The following is a 15,748-nucleotide window of genomic DNA, read 5'->3' as shown; positions in this document are numbered from 1 at the left end:
CCATGGCCATCACCGCGCGGCCGGTACGTACCGGCTGGTTCACATCGACCAGATCGAACAATGGCAACCAATGCGTCGAGGTCCGGTTCGATGGTGATGCGGTGCTCATCCGTGACAGCAAATATCGCCGCGACCCGGCGAACCGCCCCGCCGAAGAGCCCGTCATCACCGTTACCGCAGCCGAATGGACCGCGTTCCTCGATACCCTGCGCACCCGCGGGCGATCGAATGGCGAACTGCGCGCACACACCGCCGCCAACGGTCACACCACTCTGCGTCACGGCGGAAGCACCCTCGTCTACACCCCCGAGGAGTGGGACGCCTTCCTGCTCGGCGCCTACGACGGCGAATTCGATTGCATCGTCTTGCCTGCCTGATTTCCCTGTTCGACGCCCCCGGTCGGCTGCGGCCGGGGGCCGACTCATCCCCCACATCGGCATACTGGAGACCGTGACTTCCGAACCGACCCGTCCTTCCGGTATCGATCTGTCCTACCTCGACCAGGGCGTGCGGGTGCAGGACGACTTGTTCGCGCACGTAAACGGCAAATGGCTGGCCGAGCACAAGATCCCGGCCGACCGGGCCGTGGACGGCGCCTTCCGCGCGCTGTACGACCAGGCGGAACTGGACGTCAAGGCAATCATCCAGAATGCCGCGGACGCCGGCGCCGAGCCGGGCAGCGACGCCCGCAAGATCGGTGACCTGTACTCCAGCTTCATGGACACCGACGCGGTGGCCGCCGCCGGGCTCGCGCCGATCGCCGCCGAACTCGCCGCGATCGCCGAGGTCGGCGACAAGGTGGCTTTCGCGTCGCTGCTCGGCTGGTTGCAGCGCACCGGCGTCGGTGGCGCCGTCGCCGTGTTCGTCGACACCGACGACAAGGACTCCGACCGCTATCTGGTGCACGCCACCCAGTCCGGCATCGGCCTGCCCGACGAGTCGTATTACCGGCAGGACGAGTTCGCCGAGATCCGCGCGAAGTACATCGTGCACATCAACCGCATGTTCGCCCTGGCTGCCGCCGACCCGCAGGTCGCCGGGCTGCTGCCGGACGAACTCGACACCGTGGGCGAGCGCGTCTTCGCGCTGGAGCGGAAACTGGCCGCCGGGCACTGGGACGTGGTACGCCGCCGTGACGCCGAACTCAGGTACAACCTGACCACCTTCGACGCGTTGGCCGCCGAAAACCCCGAGTTCGACTGGGCCGCGTGGACTTCCGCGCTGGCCGAAGGCGTCGAGGGGGCAGGGTCCGAGCTGTTCGCCGAGGTGGTCGTCCGCCAGCCGGATTATCTGCGCACGTTCGCCCGGCTCTGGGCCGACGAGCCGCTCGCGAACTGGCGGGCATGGGCGGCGTGGCGGGTGCTGCGCTCGCGTGCACCGTATCTGACCGACGAGGTGGTCGAGGAGAACTTCGACTTCTACGGCCGCACGCTCACCGGCGCGGAGGAGAATCGGGAGCGCTGGAAGCGCGGCGTCACGCTGGTGCAGGACCTGCTGGGCGAGGCGGTCGGCAAACTGTATGTGGCCGAACACTTCCCGCCGCAGGCCAAGGCACGGATGGTCGAGCTGGTGGCCAATCTGCAGGAGGCCTACCGCCGCAACATCGCCGAGCTGGAGTGGATGGGCCAGGGCACCAGGATCGCCGCGCTGGAGAAACTGGAGAAGTTCACCCCGAAGATCGGCTATCCGGACAAGTGGCGGGACTACTCGGGCGTGGTGATCGACCCGGCCGACCTGGTCGGCAACTACCGCAGAGGCTACGCCGCCGAGCACGATCGGGAGTTGAGCAAGCTCGGCGGTCCGGTCGACCGGGACGAGTGGTTCATGACGCCCCAGACGGTGAACGCCTACTACAACCCGGGTATGAACGAGATCGTCTTCCCGGCCGCCATTCTCCAGCCGCCGTTTTTCGACATGAACGCCGACGACGCGGCCAACTACGGCGGCATCGGCGCGGTGATCGGTCACGAGATCGGGCACGGCTTCGACGACCAGGGCGCGAAGTACGACGGCGACGGCAACATGGTCGACTGGTGGACCGACGAGGACCGCGCCGAATTCGGCAAGCGGACAAAGGCGTTGATCGATCAGTACGACGTGCTCTCCCCCAAGGATCTGCCGGACGAGCACACCGTGAACGGCCAGTTCACCATCGGCGAGAACATCGGTGACCTCGGCGGCCTCTCCATCGCGCTGGAGGCGTACAAGATCTCGCTCGGCGGCGCCGACGCGCCGGAGATCGACGGGCTCACCGGCCTGCAACGGGTGTTCTACGGCTGGGCGCAAGTGTGGCGCACGAAAGCCCGCACAGAGGAAGCCATTCGGCGCCTGGCGACCGATCCGCACTCGCCGCCGGAGTTCCGCTGCAATGCCGTCGTGCGCAATATCGACAGCTTCCACGAGGCGTTCGGCGTCGAACCCGGCGATGCGCTGTACCTGGAACCCGCTGAGCGCGTGAAGATCTGGTGATCGCCGGGCCCGAGCGGTCTTGAAGAAAGCAAAAGCCGAACACTACGACCGATCGCCTCGAGCAATCGTTCGTAGTGTTCGGCTTCAGGTGGACCCGGGGTTGCCGGACCCTCAGTTCCAGTCGCCCAATCCGTCGCTCGCGCTGAGCGTGCCGCCCTGGGTGTTCTGCACGATCACCGGGTCGCCCCGCCGCGCGTTCTCGAAGAACCACTTGCCGTCTTCGGTGCTGACGTTCAGGCAGCCGTGGCTGGCGTTGGAGACGCCCTGCTGCGCGACCGACCAGGGAGCCGCGTGCACGAAGATGCCGCTGTTGGAGATGCGGGTGGCGTACTCGACCTCGAGCTTGTAGCCCTCGGGGTCGGTGATCGGCACGCCGTAGGTCGACGAGTCCATGATCATCTTGCGCTGCTGCTCGCCGACGATGTAGATGCCGTTCGGCGTCTCGTGCTTGGGCTTGCCCATCGAGGTGGGCATTTCCCGCACCACCTCCCCGTTGCGGGTGACGGTGATGGTGTGGGTCTCGTCGTCGGCGGTTGCAACGAACGCGTCACCGATGCGGAACGAGCTGGTGGTGCCGCCCGCCTGCACCTGCACGTCGGTGTTGTCCGGCCAGAAGTCGTTCGGCCGCCAGCGCACCTGCTTGTCGCCGCGCCAGTAGAAGTGGCCGGGAACAGGCTTCGACGAGGTGATCTGAATGGCCTTCTCGGCGGTGGCGTGGTCGGTCACCGGTTCCTTGAAGGTGATGATGATCGGCTGTGCGACGCCGACGACCTCGCCGTCGGCGATGTTGATCGAGGGCGGCGCGAAGTTCGCCTGCGGGGTGGGCTCGGTGGCCGCGGCGGCCGAGCCGGTGCCGATCCCCGGGATCGGTTCGGCGTGCGCGGGCGCGACGAGCAGAACACCGGCCGTCGCGATCGCGGCGGACAGCAGGACGCCCTCGCGCATCCGGCGGGTCAGCCGCGCTCCCCTGCGGCGAGCAGGCAACGACCCGGTGTGCAAAGCGGCATGCATAGGTTAATCGTCCATTCCATCTCTCGCGCGCACGCAGACGCACGCGTAGCGAGATCTTTCATTTCAGCGCGGAGTCAGAAGAGCGGCCCCACTGGTCTCGACGGCCCGACCCGTTGTCCATTCCTACCGTCCCGGCGCGTACCGAAGCCAGTTGCATTTCAGAGTTATTCACCACAGGGAGTTGTTGTGGCTCAGGTCACAATTGATTACGTCGGGTATAGATGAGGGGAAACGTCCCGGTCACGCGGGATCGCGCAGCGCCGAGTCGGTAGCCGAGCGGTCGCGAAATATGGTTCGCCACAAACCTGTTAGTGATGAAGCTCACTGACGATGGCGGACGAAATCGGGCGATACGGACCGGTAGTGATGGTGTGCGGCGCAGAGCCCGCGCCCACACCGGTTCGGTGCGCCCGGCAGCCTCGCAGAAGCGGCCGAGCCTAGTGTGCGGCCTGCTTGTGCTTGTGCTTGTGCACCGTGGTCTGCGCTGTTGCCGCCAGTCGCGCCAGCCTGGCGTCGCCGAGCGCGGTCACCATGCTGCCGAGCCCGTTGGTCACGAACGCGATCGACATGCCGAGATCCAGGTCGGCGTACGCGCCCGAGCCGCCCACCCCGTAATGGCCGAACGCATGGTGTGGTTGCTGCTTGGACATCAGCACCGGACGGTGATAGCCGAGCGTGAAGCGAATCGGCACGCCGAGCACGTAGTCGCGGCTGTGGGCGGGCTGCACCCGACCGATCGTCTCGATCGTTTTCGGGTCCAGGAATCGCACGACCCGCTCTGATTCGGCCGCGCCGACACCGTACACGCCCCGATCCGCCCGGCCCGCGTAGACGACTCCGCCGTTGGCCAAGGCCCCGTACATCCGCGCCAGCGCGCGCGCCGAGAACACCCCGTTCCAGCCCGGCATCACCGAGTCGTGCACCCGGGGGTCGCGGACCAGCTCGTCGAAGCTCTCCGGCATGCCGGCCTCGGCCAGCCCGCGCACCGGCCGCACCCAGGACAGCACCGAAGAGGCCGTGTTCCAGCGAATGCCCGGCGGACCAAGGGGGCGGAAGATCTTGGCGATCCGGTGTCGTTCGGATTCCGGGACGCGGAACCAGTACTCGTCCAGGCCGAGCGGCTCGGCGATCTCGCTGCGCAGCACATCGGTGAACGACGCGCCCGTCACCCGTTGCACGATTTCGGCGACCAGCCAGCCGAAGGTGATCGCGTGATAGCCGGAGGTGCGGATGCGCCGGGGGTCCGGCGGGCTGTCGGCCAGCGCCCGCACCACGGCGTCGTAGTTCAGGATGCCTTCGCGGCCGGGGACCAGGCCGCGCACCCGGTGCAAGCCGGCGCGGTGACACAGCACGTCACGAACCGTGATGTCGTCTTTGCCGTGCGCGGCGAACTCCGGCCAGTATTCGGCGACCGGTGTGTCGTAGCCGATCAGCCCGCGTTCGGCCAGGCGATGCACCACGGTCGAGGCCACGCCCTTGCCGGTGGAGAAGGTCAGCGCGACGGTTTCGCCGTTCCAGCGGCGCTCCTTGTCCGCCCAGCCGGCCCAGATGTCGACCACGGGGCGGCCGTCGAGGTAGACCGCCAGCGCGCCGCCCCCGCGCGCGGGCTGGGCGAACATGCCGAAGAACTGATCGGCCAGCCGGATGAAACGCGGGTCGACCAGCATTTCGCGCGGGGCCGCCAGTTTCGCGCGCGTGGAATCAGCGGGCTCGAAGCCGTCCGCCGCCATTGCCGAAACCATGGGGTCACCTCCTGACCGCCGTTATCCGGGCTGGTCAACCAGGGTAACTCGTTCAGTCGGTCTGCCAGAGCCCGAAAGGCGTGGCCAGGCACGCGTCGCCGGTACCGGCGTTCCACGCGAAGGCAGCCACGCCCAGGCAGACGACCGCTTGTTCGGCGGTCTCCACCCCCGCTCGCGACCCTTCGAACGCGATCGAGACCGCGAACGTCCGCGCCTCGGGATCGTCGGTGGTCGAGGTCAGCGCGACGGCGTCCGGGCCGAGGCCGACCGCCACCGGAACTCCACCGGCACCCGAACTCGCGCCGACGCCTCCCGCCGCGCCGATGCCGATGGCCGTCGCGCCGAGGGTCGCGTTGGCGTAGCCGACCCCGTCGATGCCGGTGGCTGTGGCCGTGGCTCGGCCGTGACTGTCGGTCGCCGCTCGGCAGGCCGTCTCCCCGTCGATGACGGTGATGTCGGTCCCGTGTTCGGATCGGCAGTGCACATCGACAGCGGCAGCCGTTCCCGGAAAGACGAGGGAGCCTCCGATCGCGGCGGTGGAACACGCGATTGCGCTGATCAGCTTCACCGGGGACTCCTCTCGCACCAGAAATCCCACCATACCCAGACCTATTGACCGCCGCGCGTTTCCGGCTCCGGCTCGACGTGCGCTCGGTCCATGGTGTATTCATGGCGTGGTATTTCAAGCACAGCCATGGCAACTTCGGATTCCGGGGGCGTGAGTTCGCCAAAGCGTTACAGCTCGGGAGGACTGTACGTGTCTCGTCAACTGACCTGGGGTCGTCTCGCCTTCGCCGGTCTCGCCATCGCGGCCGGGCTGACGTTGGTCGGGTGCAGTTCCACGATCAACGGTACCGCCCAGCCCGCCGTCGACAACGGCACGATCGACGCGGTCTCGGTGACCAACACGCCGAAACCGTCGTCCGGCAAACCCACCCCGAGCACCGGCAAGCCGACGACGAGCAAGCCCAGCGGCGACACCGACTTCCAGGCCGAGGTCGGTGACTGCGTGACACTCGGCGGCACCACCACCAACGCCACCATCGAGAAGGCGTCCTGCGGTAGTCGCGCCTCGAACTACAAGGTGATCGACAAGAAGGCCAAGAGCTCGCAGTGCAGCAGCGACGCCGACAACTACTACGCCGAGACGATCAACGGCATCGAACAAGGCGCGTTCTGCCTGGACATCGACTGGGTGGTCGGTGGCTGCATGGACGTCGGCGGCGATGATCCCAAGCGCATCGACTGCGCCGGTTCGTCGCCCGCGAAGGGTGTGAAGGTGGTCAAGATCCAGCAGGGCGCCGACGACGTCAGCGTCTGCGGCAGCGGCACCGGGTACGTCTATGACAAGCGCCGTTTCGTCGTCTGTGTCCAGGAACTCTGACCGGAACTTCCCATCGCCGGTGGACCGCTAAGTTGAGTTGGTGAGCACCACCGAGCTACCGCGGCTGCGGTCCGGCAGCGGTCGTTGGATTCTGCTGGCCACCATCCTCGGATCGTCGGTGGCCTCGCTCGACGCGACGGTCGTGAACATCGCGCTGCCGCGGATCGGCGAATCGCTGCATACGGATGTGGCCGGGCTGCAATGGACGCTGAACGGGTACACCCTCACCCTCGCCTCGTTCATCCTGCTCGGCGGCTCGCTCGGCGACAAACTCGGCCGCCGCCGGGTCTTCGTGTGGGGAACCGTGGCCTTCGCGATCGCGTCCGTGCTCTGCGGCGCCGCGACGAGCATCGAAATGCTGGTCGGGGCCCGGATCCTGCAGGGCGTCGCGGGCGCGATGCTCACCCCGGGCAGCCTGGCCCTGATCTCCTCATCGATCGATCGGCGCGACCAGGGCGCGGCGATCGGCCTGTGGTCCGGATTCGGTGGTGTGGCGGGCGCGCTCGGGCCGTTTCTCGGTGGCTGGCTCATCGAGGTCGCGGGGTGGCGGTCCATCTTCTTCCTCAACATTCCGCTCGCCCTGGTCGTGGTGCTGGTCGCGCTGAGACATGTGCCGGAAAGCCGCGATCCGAACGCGGCGGGGAAGCTCGACGTGCCCGGCGCGCTGGTGGTGGCGGTCGCGCTCGGTGCGCTGACCCTGGGACTGATCGACACCATGCCCCTGCTCATCGTGGCCGGTGTGGTGCTGCTCGGGGCCTTCGTTCTGATCGAATTGCGCAGTGACCACCCGCTGGTGCCGCCGTCGCTGTTCAGTTCCCGGGTGTTCACCGCCGCGAATCTCGTGACGCTGGCGGTCTACGCCGCACTCGGGGGCGTGTTCTTCCTGCTGGTGCTGGAACTGCAGTTGGTGGCGGGATACTCGCCGCTGATGTCCGGCGTCGCGACCGTGCCGGTCACGTTGATCATGCTCGTGCTCTCGGCTCCGGCCGGGCGCTGGGCGCAAGTGCACGGGCCGCGAATCCCGATGACCGCCGGCCCGCTGCTGGCGGCGGCGGGTCTGGTGCTGTTGCTGCGCATCGGACCCGACACCGGGTACCTGACCGATGTGCTGCCCGGCGTCCTCGTCTTCGGGCTGGGGCTCGCGGTGCTGGTCGCGCCGCTGACCGGAGCGGTGCTCGGCGCGGTCCCGGCCGGTGAGGCGGGCATCGCCTCGGGCGTGAACAATGCCGTGGCGCGGACCGCGCAACTGCTCGCCGTCGCGGCGCTGCCCGGGCTCGTCGGTATCTCGGATGCCCTGGATGATCCGGCAGCCTTCGACGACGGCTTCGCCGCCGCGATGTGGCTGTGCGCCGGACTGCTGGTGACCGGGGCATCACTCGCAGCGGTGCTGCTACGTCCGGAGCGGCGCGCGCCCACATTGGACAGCGTCGACTGCATGCCGCAGTGCGCGGTCGCCGGTCCGGCGGTGGCGCCGGCCGGAAGCGAGAAATAAGCGGCCCGAACGGATCGCTGTCCGCTCGGGCCGCTCATCGAATGGCGTCGGTGTTCGATTCAGGTCGGTATTCGATTCAGATCGGAATGTAGCCCGCGCCGACGCCCCCGCGTCCGTTGACGTCGGCCATGATCGCGCTCATGTTGGTGCCGACCTCAGGACCGAAGCAAGCCAGAGCCAGGTAGGCGTTCACCATGCCCACCAGCGTCGAGCCGACGACGACCGGAGCACCGGAGTCGCCTTCCACCACGCACATCTGGCTCCAGGTCTCGACATTCGTCCGGAACACGTCGCCCCACGCGATACCGCAGGTGTTACCGGTGGTGCGCCCTTCCTTGCAGACGATCTGCGGGAAGGTGGCCGGTGCGCCGAGTCCGGTGATGGTGACGTTGCCGATCCGGTTCACCGGGGTGATCCTGCCCGGATCGAACTGGATGACGGCGTAGTCGAGGTCGTGGTTGGAGTAGACGAACCGGCCGATCACGCCCGCGCCCCGATCGGCTTCGGCGTAGACCTGTGCGCCCGGGTCGCCGCAGTGGCCCGCGGTCAGTCCGACCAGACGCCCCGCGTTGTCGTGGCCGACAGTCGTGACCGTGCATTCGAATTGGTTGTCGATGATGATGCCGGATCCACCGCCCAACACCGGCGGGCCCGTTTGGGCGTTAGCGGCCCCAGCGCCCGTGCCGAGCAGCGCCGCGCCCAGGGCGACGGCGAAGGCGGCGTTGGCCACCTTGGCGAGTTTGCTGAACATGTCCCTCCAGACGTCGGAAGCCCGCACGATATCAATCTGTCGCACCCATCGTGTCAGTAATCGACCTCGGGCGCGTCACCTACTCCGGGGTTGTCCCCAATGCTCGGCGCTTCAACCCTATTTAATACATTCTTGATCAAACGTATCTTACCTCTTCGATAGCATTCGGCTATCGCATTTGTGAAAATCCCGTGGCCGTTAGTGATTCGGTGATAGTAAGGAGTCGTCGTGTTGGTCTCCGGAAACAAAATTGATTTTCGATGATAAATCTCCAAGTAATTCGTAGATCCGCTCGGCATAGCTGCGGATTCGCGCAGGTGGGCTGTGGCTTGTGCTAGAGGTCGGGCACCTGACTTTGGGCTCGTTCCCAGTGTTTCCAGGCGTCGACCATTGCTTTCCGGCAACAGTGAGCGACATCTATGACTGCGATCACAAGGGGGTGGTGTGTTCCGCACTACTCCGTAGTAAGGTGCGTCAAGCAAACGAGTCGTCGGGGCAGCCAACCGGCGTCGAGGAGGATTAGCCAGTGCAGTCGACCGAGAGTCCACCATCAGGGTCACGGTTCAGTGATGCGGTCGATTGGACGAGGTCTTACTGGCAAGATCATCCGAAGCGTTCGCTGGAGACTTTCGGCAGGCAGATCACCATGGGCTTCGCCGCCGTCGCCGAACTGTTCGTCTCGATTTTCCGCAGGCGCTTTCCCTTCGGCGAGTTCGTCCGGCAATGCGCGTTCATGGCCAGTGTCTCCGCGGCGCCGACGCTGCTGGTCGCCATCCCCATCGGCGTGATCGTCTCCATCCAGGTCGGATCGGTCGCCGGTCAGGTCGGCGCCACCTCGTTCATCGGCGCGGCCAACGGCCTCGGCATCATTCAGCAGGGCGCCCCGCTGGTCACCTCGCTGATGATCGCGGGCGCCGTCGGCTCCGCGGTCTGCGCCGACCTCGGCTCGCGCACCATCCGCGAGGAGATCGACGCCATGAAGGTCATGGGCGTCGACCCGCTGCGCAGGCTGGTGGCTCCGCGCCTGGGCGCCGCGATGCTGGTGAGCGTGCTGCTGTGCGGCTTCGTGGTCTTCGTCGGATTCTTGACCGGCTACATCTTCAATATCTTCGCGCAGAACGGCACGCCCGGCTCCTACGTCGGCACCTTCTCGTCGTTCGCGGTGACCACCGATCTGCTTGTCGCTCTCGGGAAATCGCTGATTTTCGGCCTGCTCGCGGCAATCATCGCCTGCGATACCGGATTGAACACCCGGGGCGGCCCCGGCGGTGTCGCCAACTCGGTGAATTCCGCGGTGGTGAGTTCCGCCATCATGCTGTTCGGGGTGAACCTCATCATCACCCAGGTTTACAACGCACTATTCCCGTCACAGGTGGTCTGAGCCGGTGTCATCAACCTATGTACCGCCGCTGCTGCGGCCTCTCCAGACGATCCGGAAATCCGCGCACGCACCGGTCGATCTGCTCGCCAGGCTCGGCCACCAGGTGTTCTTCCTGTTGCGCTCGATCGGGTCGATTCCGCTGGCGCTCAAGCATTACCCCAAGGAAGTGTGGCGCCTGCTGTCGGACGTCACCTGGGGCAACGGCAATCTCATCGTCGGTGGCGGCACCATCGGCGTCGTCGTCATTCTGAGCGCCTTCGGCGGCATGACCGTGGGCATCCAGGGTTACAACTCGTTGAACCTGCTCGGCCTGAGTCCGATCACCGGTGCGATCTCGGCGTTCGCGACCACCCGCGAACTCGGCCCGCTGCTGGCGACACTGGCCTTCGCCGCCCAGGCCGGCTGCCGGTTCACCGCGCAGCTGGGCGCCATGCGCATCTCCGAGGAGATCGACGCGCTGGAATCCATCGCCATCCGGCCGCTGCCCTATCTGATCAGCACCAGGATGTTCGCGGCGATGGTGGCCATCATTCCGCTCTACTGCCTCGGCCTCACCATGGCCTACGTCTCCTGCGCGCTGACCGTGCAGCTGATCGGCGGCACCGCCACCGGCACCTACCAGCACTACTTCTATCAGTTCCTCATCCCGACCGACGTCATCTACTCGCTGATCAAGGCGATCCTGTTCGTAGCGATCACCACGTTCATCCAGTGCTACTACGGCTTCTTCGCCTCCGGTGGCCCCGAGGGCGTCGGCGTGGCCGCGGGCCGTGCGATCAAGATGTGCATCATCGCGGTCGTTTTCGCGAACCTGTTCATGACATTGGCTATCTGGGGTGTCAACCCAGGCATTCGGATCTCGGGGTAAATACCAGATGATCATCGATCCCAGTGGGCGCGGGCCCACGATGCGACAGTTGCTGATCGCAGGCGTGTGCGGTCTGGTCGTCTTCGCGTTGGTGCTCGGCTTCCTGATGTTGCGCTACCAGGGGTATTTCCAGGAGAAGATCAACGTCACGGCGAACCTGACCACCACGGGTGACGGTCTGCCCGAGCAGGCCGACGTCAAGTTCCGCGGCGTGCTCGTCGGCGCGGTGAAGACCGTCGATGTCGCGGCCAAGGGTGAGCTGCAGCAGGTCCGGATCGAGATGAAGCCGGAATTCGCCGGCGACATCCCGGCCAACGTGACCGCCCGCGTGGTGCCGAGCAATCTCTTCGCCGTCACCTCGGTCGAACTCGTCTTCAACGGCCCGGCCGACCAGTACCTGCACGAGGGTTCGGTCATCGAGGAGGACCGCAGCAAGGGAACCATCGCGCTGCAGGACACGCTCACCACGGTGCGCAACATCCTCGACAAGATCGATCCGGTGCAATTCGGCCGGGTCCTCGGCACCCTGTCCCAGGCGTTGGACGGCAGCGGCCGGATGCCCGGCTCCACCGTCGAGCGGCTGGACCGCTGGCTGCTGGCCGTCGATGAGTCCATCCCGGATCTCGGTGTGCTGCTGAGCGACTTCTCCGCTTCGTTCAACGCGCTCAACCAGTCCGCGCCCGAGCTGGTCGACGTGCTCGGCAGCTCGGTGCAGACCGCGCGCACCATCGCAGACCGCCGCAGTGAGCTGGTCTCCCTGATTACCGGCACCGCCGGAACCATCGAGACGGTCAACGACCTGTTCGCCCGCAACCCCAACGTCGGCATCGAGGTCACCGCCGGTACGAACGACATGTTCGGCGCACTCGCCGCGGACCCGGACGCGATCACCAGGAGCCTGTTGAACCTGAGCGAGACGATGCGGCGGATGGACACCACGTTCACCTGGGGTCCGCAGAGGCAGCAGGTCTGGGACGCCGGTCTCACGCTCACCCCGTACCGCCCGTACACCGTGGCCGACTGCCCGCGCTACGGCGAGATGGTCGGCCCGAGCTGCTACACCGCACCCGCCGTCGCCGACGTCGGCGAGCTGCCCGAACAGCTGAAGCCGCGCGCGCTGGACTCGGCCGCCGGGCTCCCGCCGGTGGTGCCCATGCCCGGTCTGCCGCTGATTCCCGGCGTCACCACCCCGGACCCGAACCGCGCCACCGCGGCCGCCCCCACCGGCGGCGTGCCCGCGCCGTTCGCGGGCACCCCGCTCGAAGGTCTGTTCCCGATGCTGCCGCCGGGCTTGCTCCCGCCCGCCGCGGCACCGGCGCCCGCCGCTCCGGCCGCCGCGCCCGAGGGCACGCCGTCGGCGGCGCCGATCTCCTACCGGGGCGACTCGGCGATCACCGCGCTGCTCGGCCGCAAGCCGACCACCGCCGAATATCTGCTGCTGAGCTCGATTCTGAAGGGCGGAACCATGCAGGTGTCCGACAACGGTGCCCGACGATGAGCATTCGCAAACCGCTGATCGGATTCAGCATCTTCGCCATCGTGTCGATCCTGGTGACGGTGGTGGTGTGGAACACGCTGGCGCGCATCGTCAGCGGTGACACCTACACCTATTCCGCGACGTTCTCCGACGTGCTCGGTTTGCACGAAGGCGACGACGTCCGCATGGCGGGCGTGCGGGTCGGCAAGGTCGAGAAGATCGAGCGGGGCCGGGACGCGAACCTGAAGAAATCGGTCGCGAAGGTCACCTTCGTCGTGCAGCGCGACCAGACGATCTACGACGACACCAAGGCGCTGGTCCGTTACCAGAACCTGATCGGCCAGCGGTATGTGGCGCTGGCTCCCGGCAAGGCGCCGAACCCCGCGCCGCTGAGGAACAACGGTTCGATCCCGATCGACCGCACCGAGCCGTCGTTCGACGTGTCGGGTCTGCTCAACGGCTTCCAGCCCCTGTTCCAGGTGTTGCAGCCGGAGCAGGTCAACCGGCTGTCGGAGACGTTCATCCAGGCATTGCAGGGGGACGGCGTCTCATTGAGCGCGTTCATCGTCCAGGCTGCCCAGCTGGCCACCGACTTCCAGCGCAGAGACGCGATCCTGTCCGATGTGATCACCAACCTGTCGGGCGTGATGTCGGGGTTGGCGAAACGAGGAGATGAATTGGAGACCCTGGTAACCCAGACCCGGGCCTTGATCGGCGGGCTGTACGAGCAAGGACAGTCCTTGCTCGCATCCACCGAGCAGATCGCGAGCGCGACCACGTCACTGGTCGGCATGATGGACCAGATCCAGCCGAGCTTGCGCAACGCGCAGAACTCCACCAGCGCGGCGCTGACGCTGTTGCTGGACAACGGCGCCAAACTCGACCAGGCGGCGATCGACCTGCCGAACGTCTTGTCGGCGGCGGGCAGGCACACCTCCGAGGGCGCCTACGCCAACGCCTACCTGTGCGGGCTGGACGTGTCGCTCTACGGCATCCTCTTCCCCCGCGGTCTGTTCTCCCAGATCGGCGGAACCTCGCACTCGGCGGTGTGCCGCCCATGATGACCAGACTCAGGTCCAGGTTCGAAAGCAACCGGTACTTCTGGTTGGGCATCATCGGCGGCGTCCTCATCGTGGTGCTGCTGCTGGTGTCCAGCGTGTACAAGCTCATCGGCGTCGGCGAGCAGTCGATCAAAGCCGAGTTCGTGCAGGCCGCGGGCATCAAGGTCGGCGACAAGGTGAACATCGCGGGCGTGTCCTCCGGCCGGGTCGTCGACGCCGAACTGGAGGGCAGCCACGTGCTGCTCACGCTGAGCCTCAGCGACGACGTGAAGCTCGGCCCGGACGCCCGCGCCTCGATCAAGATGGCCACGCTGCTCGGCGCCAGGTACGTCGACCTGGAGCCGGGCGACGGCTCGGGCCTGAAGGGCAAGCGGATCCCGGTCTCCAACACCGCGGTTCCGTACAACCTGGCCGACGTGGTGCAGGTCGGCACCCCGAAGTTCGAAGCGCTCGACACCAGGAAGCTGGCCGAGTCGCTGAACCTGATCAACGAGCAGATGAACGGCTCGCCTCAGCTCACCGCCCAGGCGCTGGACAGCGTCGGCGCACTGGCCAAAGTGATCGATAGCCGCAAGGCCGAGGTGGACATCCTGCTCAAGGATTTGGACCGCGTCACCCAGATCCTCGGCGACAACCGCAACAGCATTCTGCTGGTGATCACCCAAGGCGAGGCCATCGCGAATCGGGTGATGGAGCGCCAGGCACTGCTGCGCCAGCTGCTGGACAACATCGCCGCCCTGACCAAGCAGCTGGAGGTGATCGGCGCGGAGAACAACGATCAGCTCGGCCCGACCATCCAGCAGCTGAACACCATGGCCGAAGGCTTGCAGAAGAACAAGGACAACCTGGACCGGATGCTGTCGCTCATGCCGCCGACCGTGCGCTACCTGGCGAACTCCTGGGGTGGCAGCGGTCCGTACGGTGACGTCGGCCTGCCGTGGCTGTTCCCGGACAACTGGTTGTGCTTCGCCGAAGTTATCGAGGGGTGCCAGGGATGAGATTCCGCATGGGCTTTCGGCCCGAGACCGTCGCGAAGACGCTGATGATCAGCGCCGCCGCGCTGACGGTCGGCAGTTGCTCGCTGCTGCCGAGCTCGGTGAACGACGCATTGGGTAATACCCTCCAGATCACCGCGGACTTCGACAACATCGCGGGCATCTACGAGGGCAACCCGATCACGGTGCTCGGGCTCGACGTCGGCAAGGTCGACAAGATCGTGCCCAAGGGCACTCTGGTCGAGGTGCACATGTCGATCGACAAGGACGTGAAGGTCCCGAAGGACGCGGTCGCCGCGATCATCTCGCCGTCCATCGTGACCGACCGGCACATCGAGCTCACCCCCGTCTACACCGGCGGCGAGACCTTGTCCGACGGCGCGCACCTGCCCAAGGCCCGTACCAAGACGCCGGTCGAGCTGGACACGATGATCAAGACCATCGACCAGTTCGCGGCCGCGCTGAAGCCGGAGCCGGGCCAGGAGGGCATCGGCCCGCTGTCCGGCCGGGTGCTCTACCCCATGCTCAACGGCAACGGCGAGAAGATTCGCGACACCCTCAACGCGCTGTCGAGTGCGCTGAAGGTCGGTGTGGACAACAAGGACGCGATCTCCAGCATCATCATCAAGCTGAACGATCTCACCACCATGCTGGCCGAGAACGACCAGTCGGTGCGCGACTTCAGCAACCGGGTCACCCAGATGACCGGCCTGCTCGCCGAGCAGGCCCCCGGCCTGCAGGCCACGCTCGACCAACTGCTCGCCTTCCTGCGGAACACCAGCACCACGTTGACCCAGTACGAGGATCAGTTGTCGGGGACCATGACCGGCCTGACCAACGTGACCCAGCAGCTGCGCGACAACGCTTACGGCCTCACCGAAGTCGCCGACCTGGCGCCGATGGTCATGCAGAACATCGACGGGATCGTCAACCGCGAGCACGGGTACGTCCGGCTGCACGCGGTGATCGGCACCGCGCTGTCGGGTGAGATCGTCAGCCTGTTCTGCGAACGCATCCAAATGAAGGCCGACGGCTGCCGCACCGGGAACATGCAGGACTTCGGACCCGACTACGGGCTCACCGCCGCACTGCTCGGACTGACGAAATGACGTACCGA

General features: G+C 66.4%; 14 protein-coding genes. 10 read left to right on the top strand and 4 right to left on the bottom strand.

The features are described from left to right. Positions 1–2: 2 nt before the first annotated feature. Both K8O92_08575 and K8O92_08570 read left to right on the top strand, forming a co-directional pair. Entirely contained in the window at positions 3–377 is a 375-nt protein-coding gene (locus K8O92_08575) for a DUF397 domain-containing protein (GenBank protein ID UAK33944.1), read from the top strand. A 73-nt stretch (positions 378–450) separates the two neighbouring features. Beyond that, positions 451–2,469, top strand: coding sequence for a peptidase M13 (locus K8O92_08570; protein ID UAK33943.1), 2,019 nt, complete (start codon positions 451–453; stop codon positions 2,467–2,469). Between the two features lie 111 nt (positions 2,470–2,580). Here the strand turns inward: K8O92_08570 and K8O92_08565 are convergent, their stop codons facing one another. From K8O92_08565 to K8O92_08555, 3 genes are all read right to left on the bottom strand, one after another. Then, positions 2,581–3,480: a L,D-transpeptidase gene (locus tag K8O92_08565; GenBank protein ID UAK33942.1), complete on the bottom strand. Its 900-nt coding sequence runs from the start codon at positions 3,478–3,480 to the stop codon at positions 2,581–2,583. Between the two features lie 437 nt (positions 3,481–3,917). Further along, entirely contained in the window at positions 3,918–5,210 is a 1,293-nt protein-coding gene (locus K8O92_08560; protein ID UAK35539.1) for a beta-lactamase family protein, read from the bottom strand. Positions 5,211–5,274: 64 nt separating this feature from the next. Further along, positions 5,275–5,790 carry a hypothetical protein gene (locus K8O92_08555; protein ID UAK33941.1) on the bottom strand — a complete coding sequence of 172 codons (516 nt, stop codon included), beginning with the start codon at positions 5,788–5,790 and terminating at the stop codon, positions 5,275–5,277. 189 nt (positions 5,791–5,979) lie between these two features. Between K8O92_08555 and K8O92_08550 the strand changes: the two genes are divergently transcribed. Together K8O92_08550 and K8O92_08545 are read left to right on the top strand one after the other, a co-directional pair. Next, the gene (locus K8O92_08550; protein ID UAK33940.1) at positions 5,980–6,606 is read left to right on the top strand and encodes a hypothetical protein; all 627 of its coding nucleotides are present in this window, start codon (positions 5,980–5,982) and stop codon (positions 6,604–6,606) included. 40 nt (positions 6,607–6,646) lie between these two features. Next, entirely contained in the window at positions 6,647–8,098 is a 1,452-nt protein-coding gene (locus tag K8O92_08545) for an MFS transporter (protein ID UAK33939.1), read from the top strand. Positions 8,099–8,174: 76 nt separating this feature from the next. On the opposite strand, the gene K8O92_08540 is transcribed toward K8O92_08545, so the two are convergent. Beyond that, positions 8,175–8,849 (bottom strand): S1 family peptidase, encoded by a 675-nt coding sequence (locus K8O92_08540; GenBank protein ID UAK33938.1) that lies wholly within the window; start codon positions 8,847–8,849, stop codon positions 8,175–8,177. 526 nt (positions 8,850–9,375) lie between these two features. On the opposite strand from K8O92_08540, the gene K8O92_08535 reads away from it, so the two are divergent. From K8O92_08535 to K8O92_08510, 6 genes are read left to right on the top strand one after another with little or no spacing between them, the layout of a single operon-like run. Next, positions 9,376–10,230, top strand: a complete 855-nt coding sequence (locus K8O92_08535; protein ID UAK33937.1) for an ABC transporter permease — start codon at positions 9,376–9,378, stop codon at positions 10,228–10,230. A gap of 4 nt (positions 10,231–10,234) precedes the next feature. Next, positions 10,235–11,098, top strand: a complete 864-nt coding sequence (locus K8O92_08530) for an ABC transporter permease (GenBank protein ID UAK33936.1) — start codon at positions 10,235–10,237, stop codon at positions 11,096–11,098. A gap of 7 nt (positions 11,099–11,105) precedes the next feature. Then, on the top strand, positions 11,106–12,596 hold the full coding sequence (locus K8O92_08525) for an MCE family protein (protein UAK33935.1): 1,491 nt from the start codon (positions 11,106–11,108) through the stop codon (positions 12,594–12,596). Beyond that, a complete protein-coding gene (locus tag K8O92_08520; GenBank protein ID UAK33934.1) occupies positions 12,593–13,636 on the top strand; it encodes an MCE family protein in 1,044 nt (347 codons plus the stop codon). The genes K8O92_08525 and K8O92_08520 overlap by 4 nt, the downstream gene beginning before the upstream one ends. Further along, positions 13,636–14,634, top strand: a complete 999-nt coding sequence (locus K8O92_08515; protein ID UAK35538.1) for an MCE family protein — start codon at positions 13,636–13,638, stop codon at positions 14,632–14,634. The genes K8O92_08520 and K8O92_08515 overlap by 1 nt, the downstream gene beginning before the upstream one ends. After that, a complete protein-coding gene (locus tag K8O92_08510; GenBank protein UAK33933.1) occupies positions 14,631–15,740 on the top strand; it encodes an MCE family protein in 1,110 nt (369 codons plus the stop codon). Before K8O92_08515 ends, K8O92_08510 begins: the two co-directional genes overlap by 4 nt. Positions 15,741–15,748 lie beyond the last annotated feature (8 nt).

Source organism: Nocardia asteroides (assembly GCA_019930625.1).
GTDB classification, from domain to species: Bacteria; Actinomycetota; Actinomycetes; order Mycobacteriales; family Mycobacteriaceae; genus Nocardia; species Nocardia sputi.
Note: the sequence above shows the minus strand (reverse complement) of the source record. Positions and strands in the feature narration are given on the sequence as shown.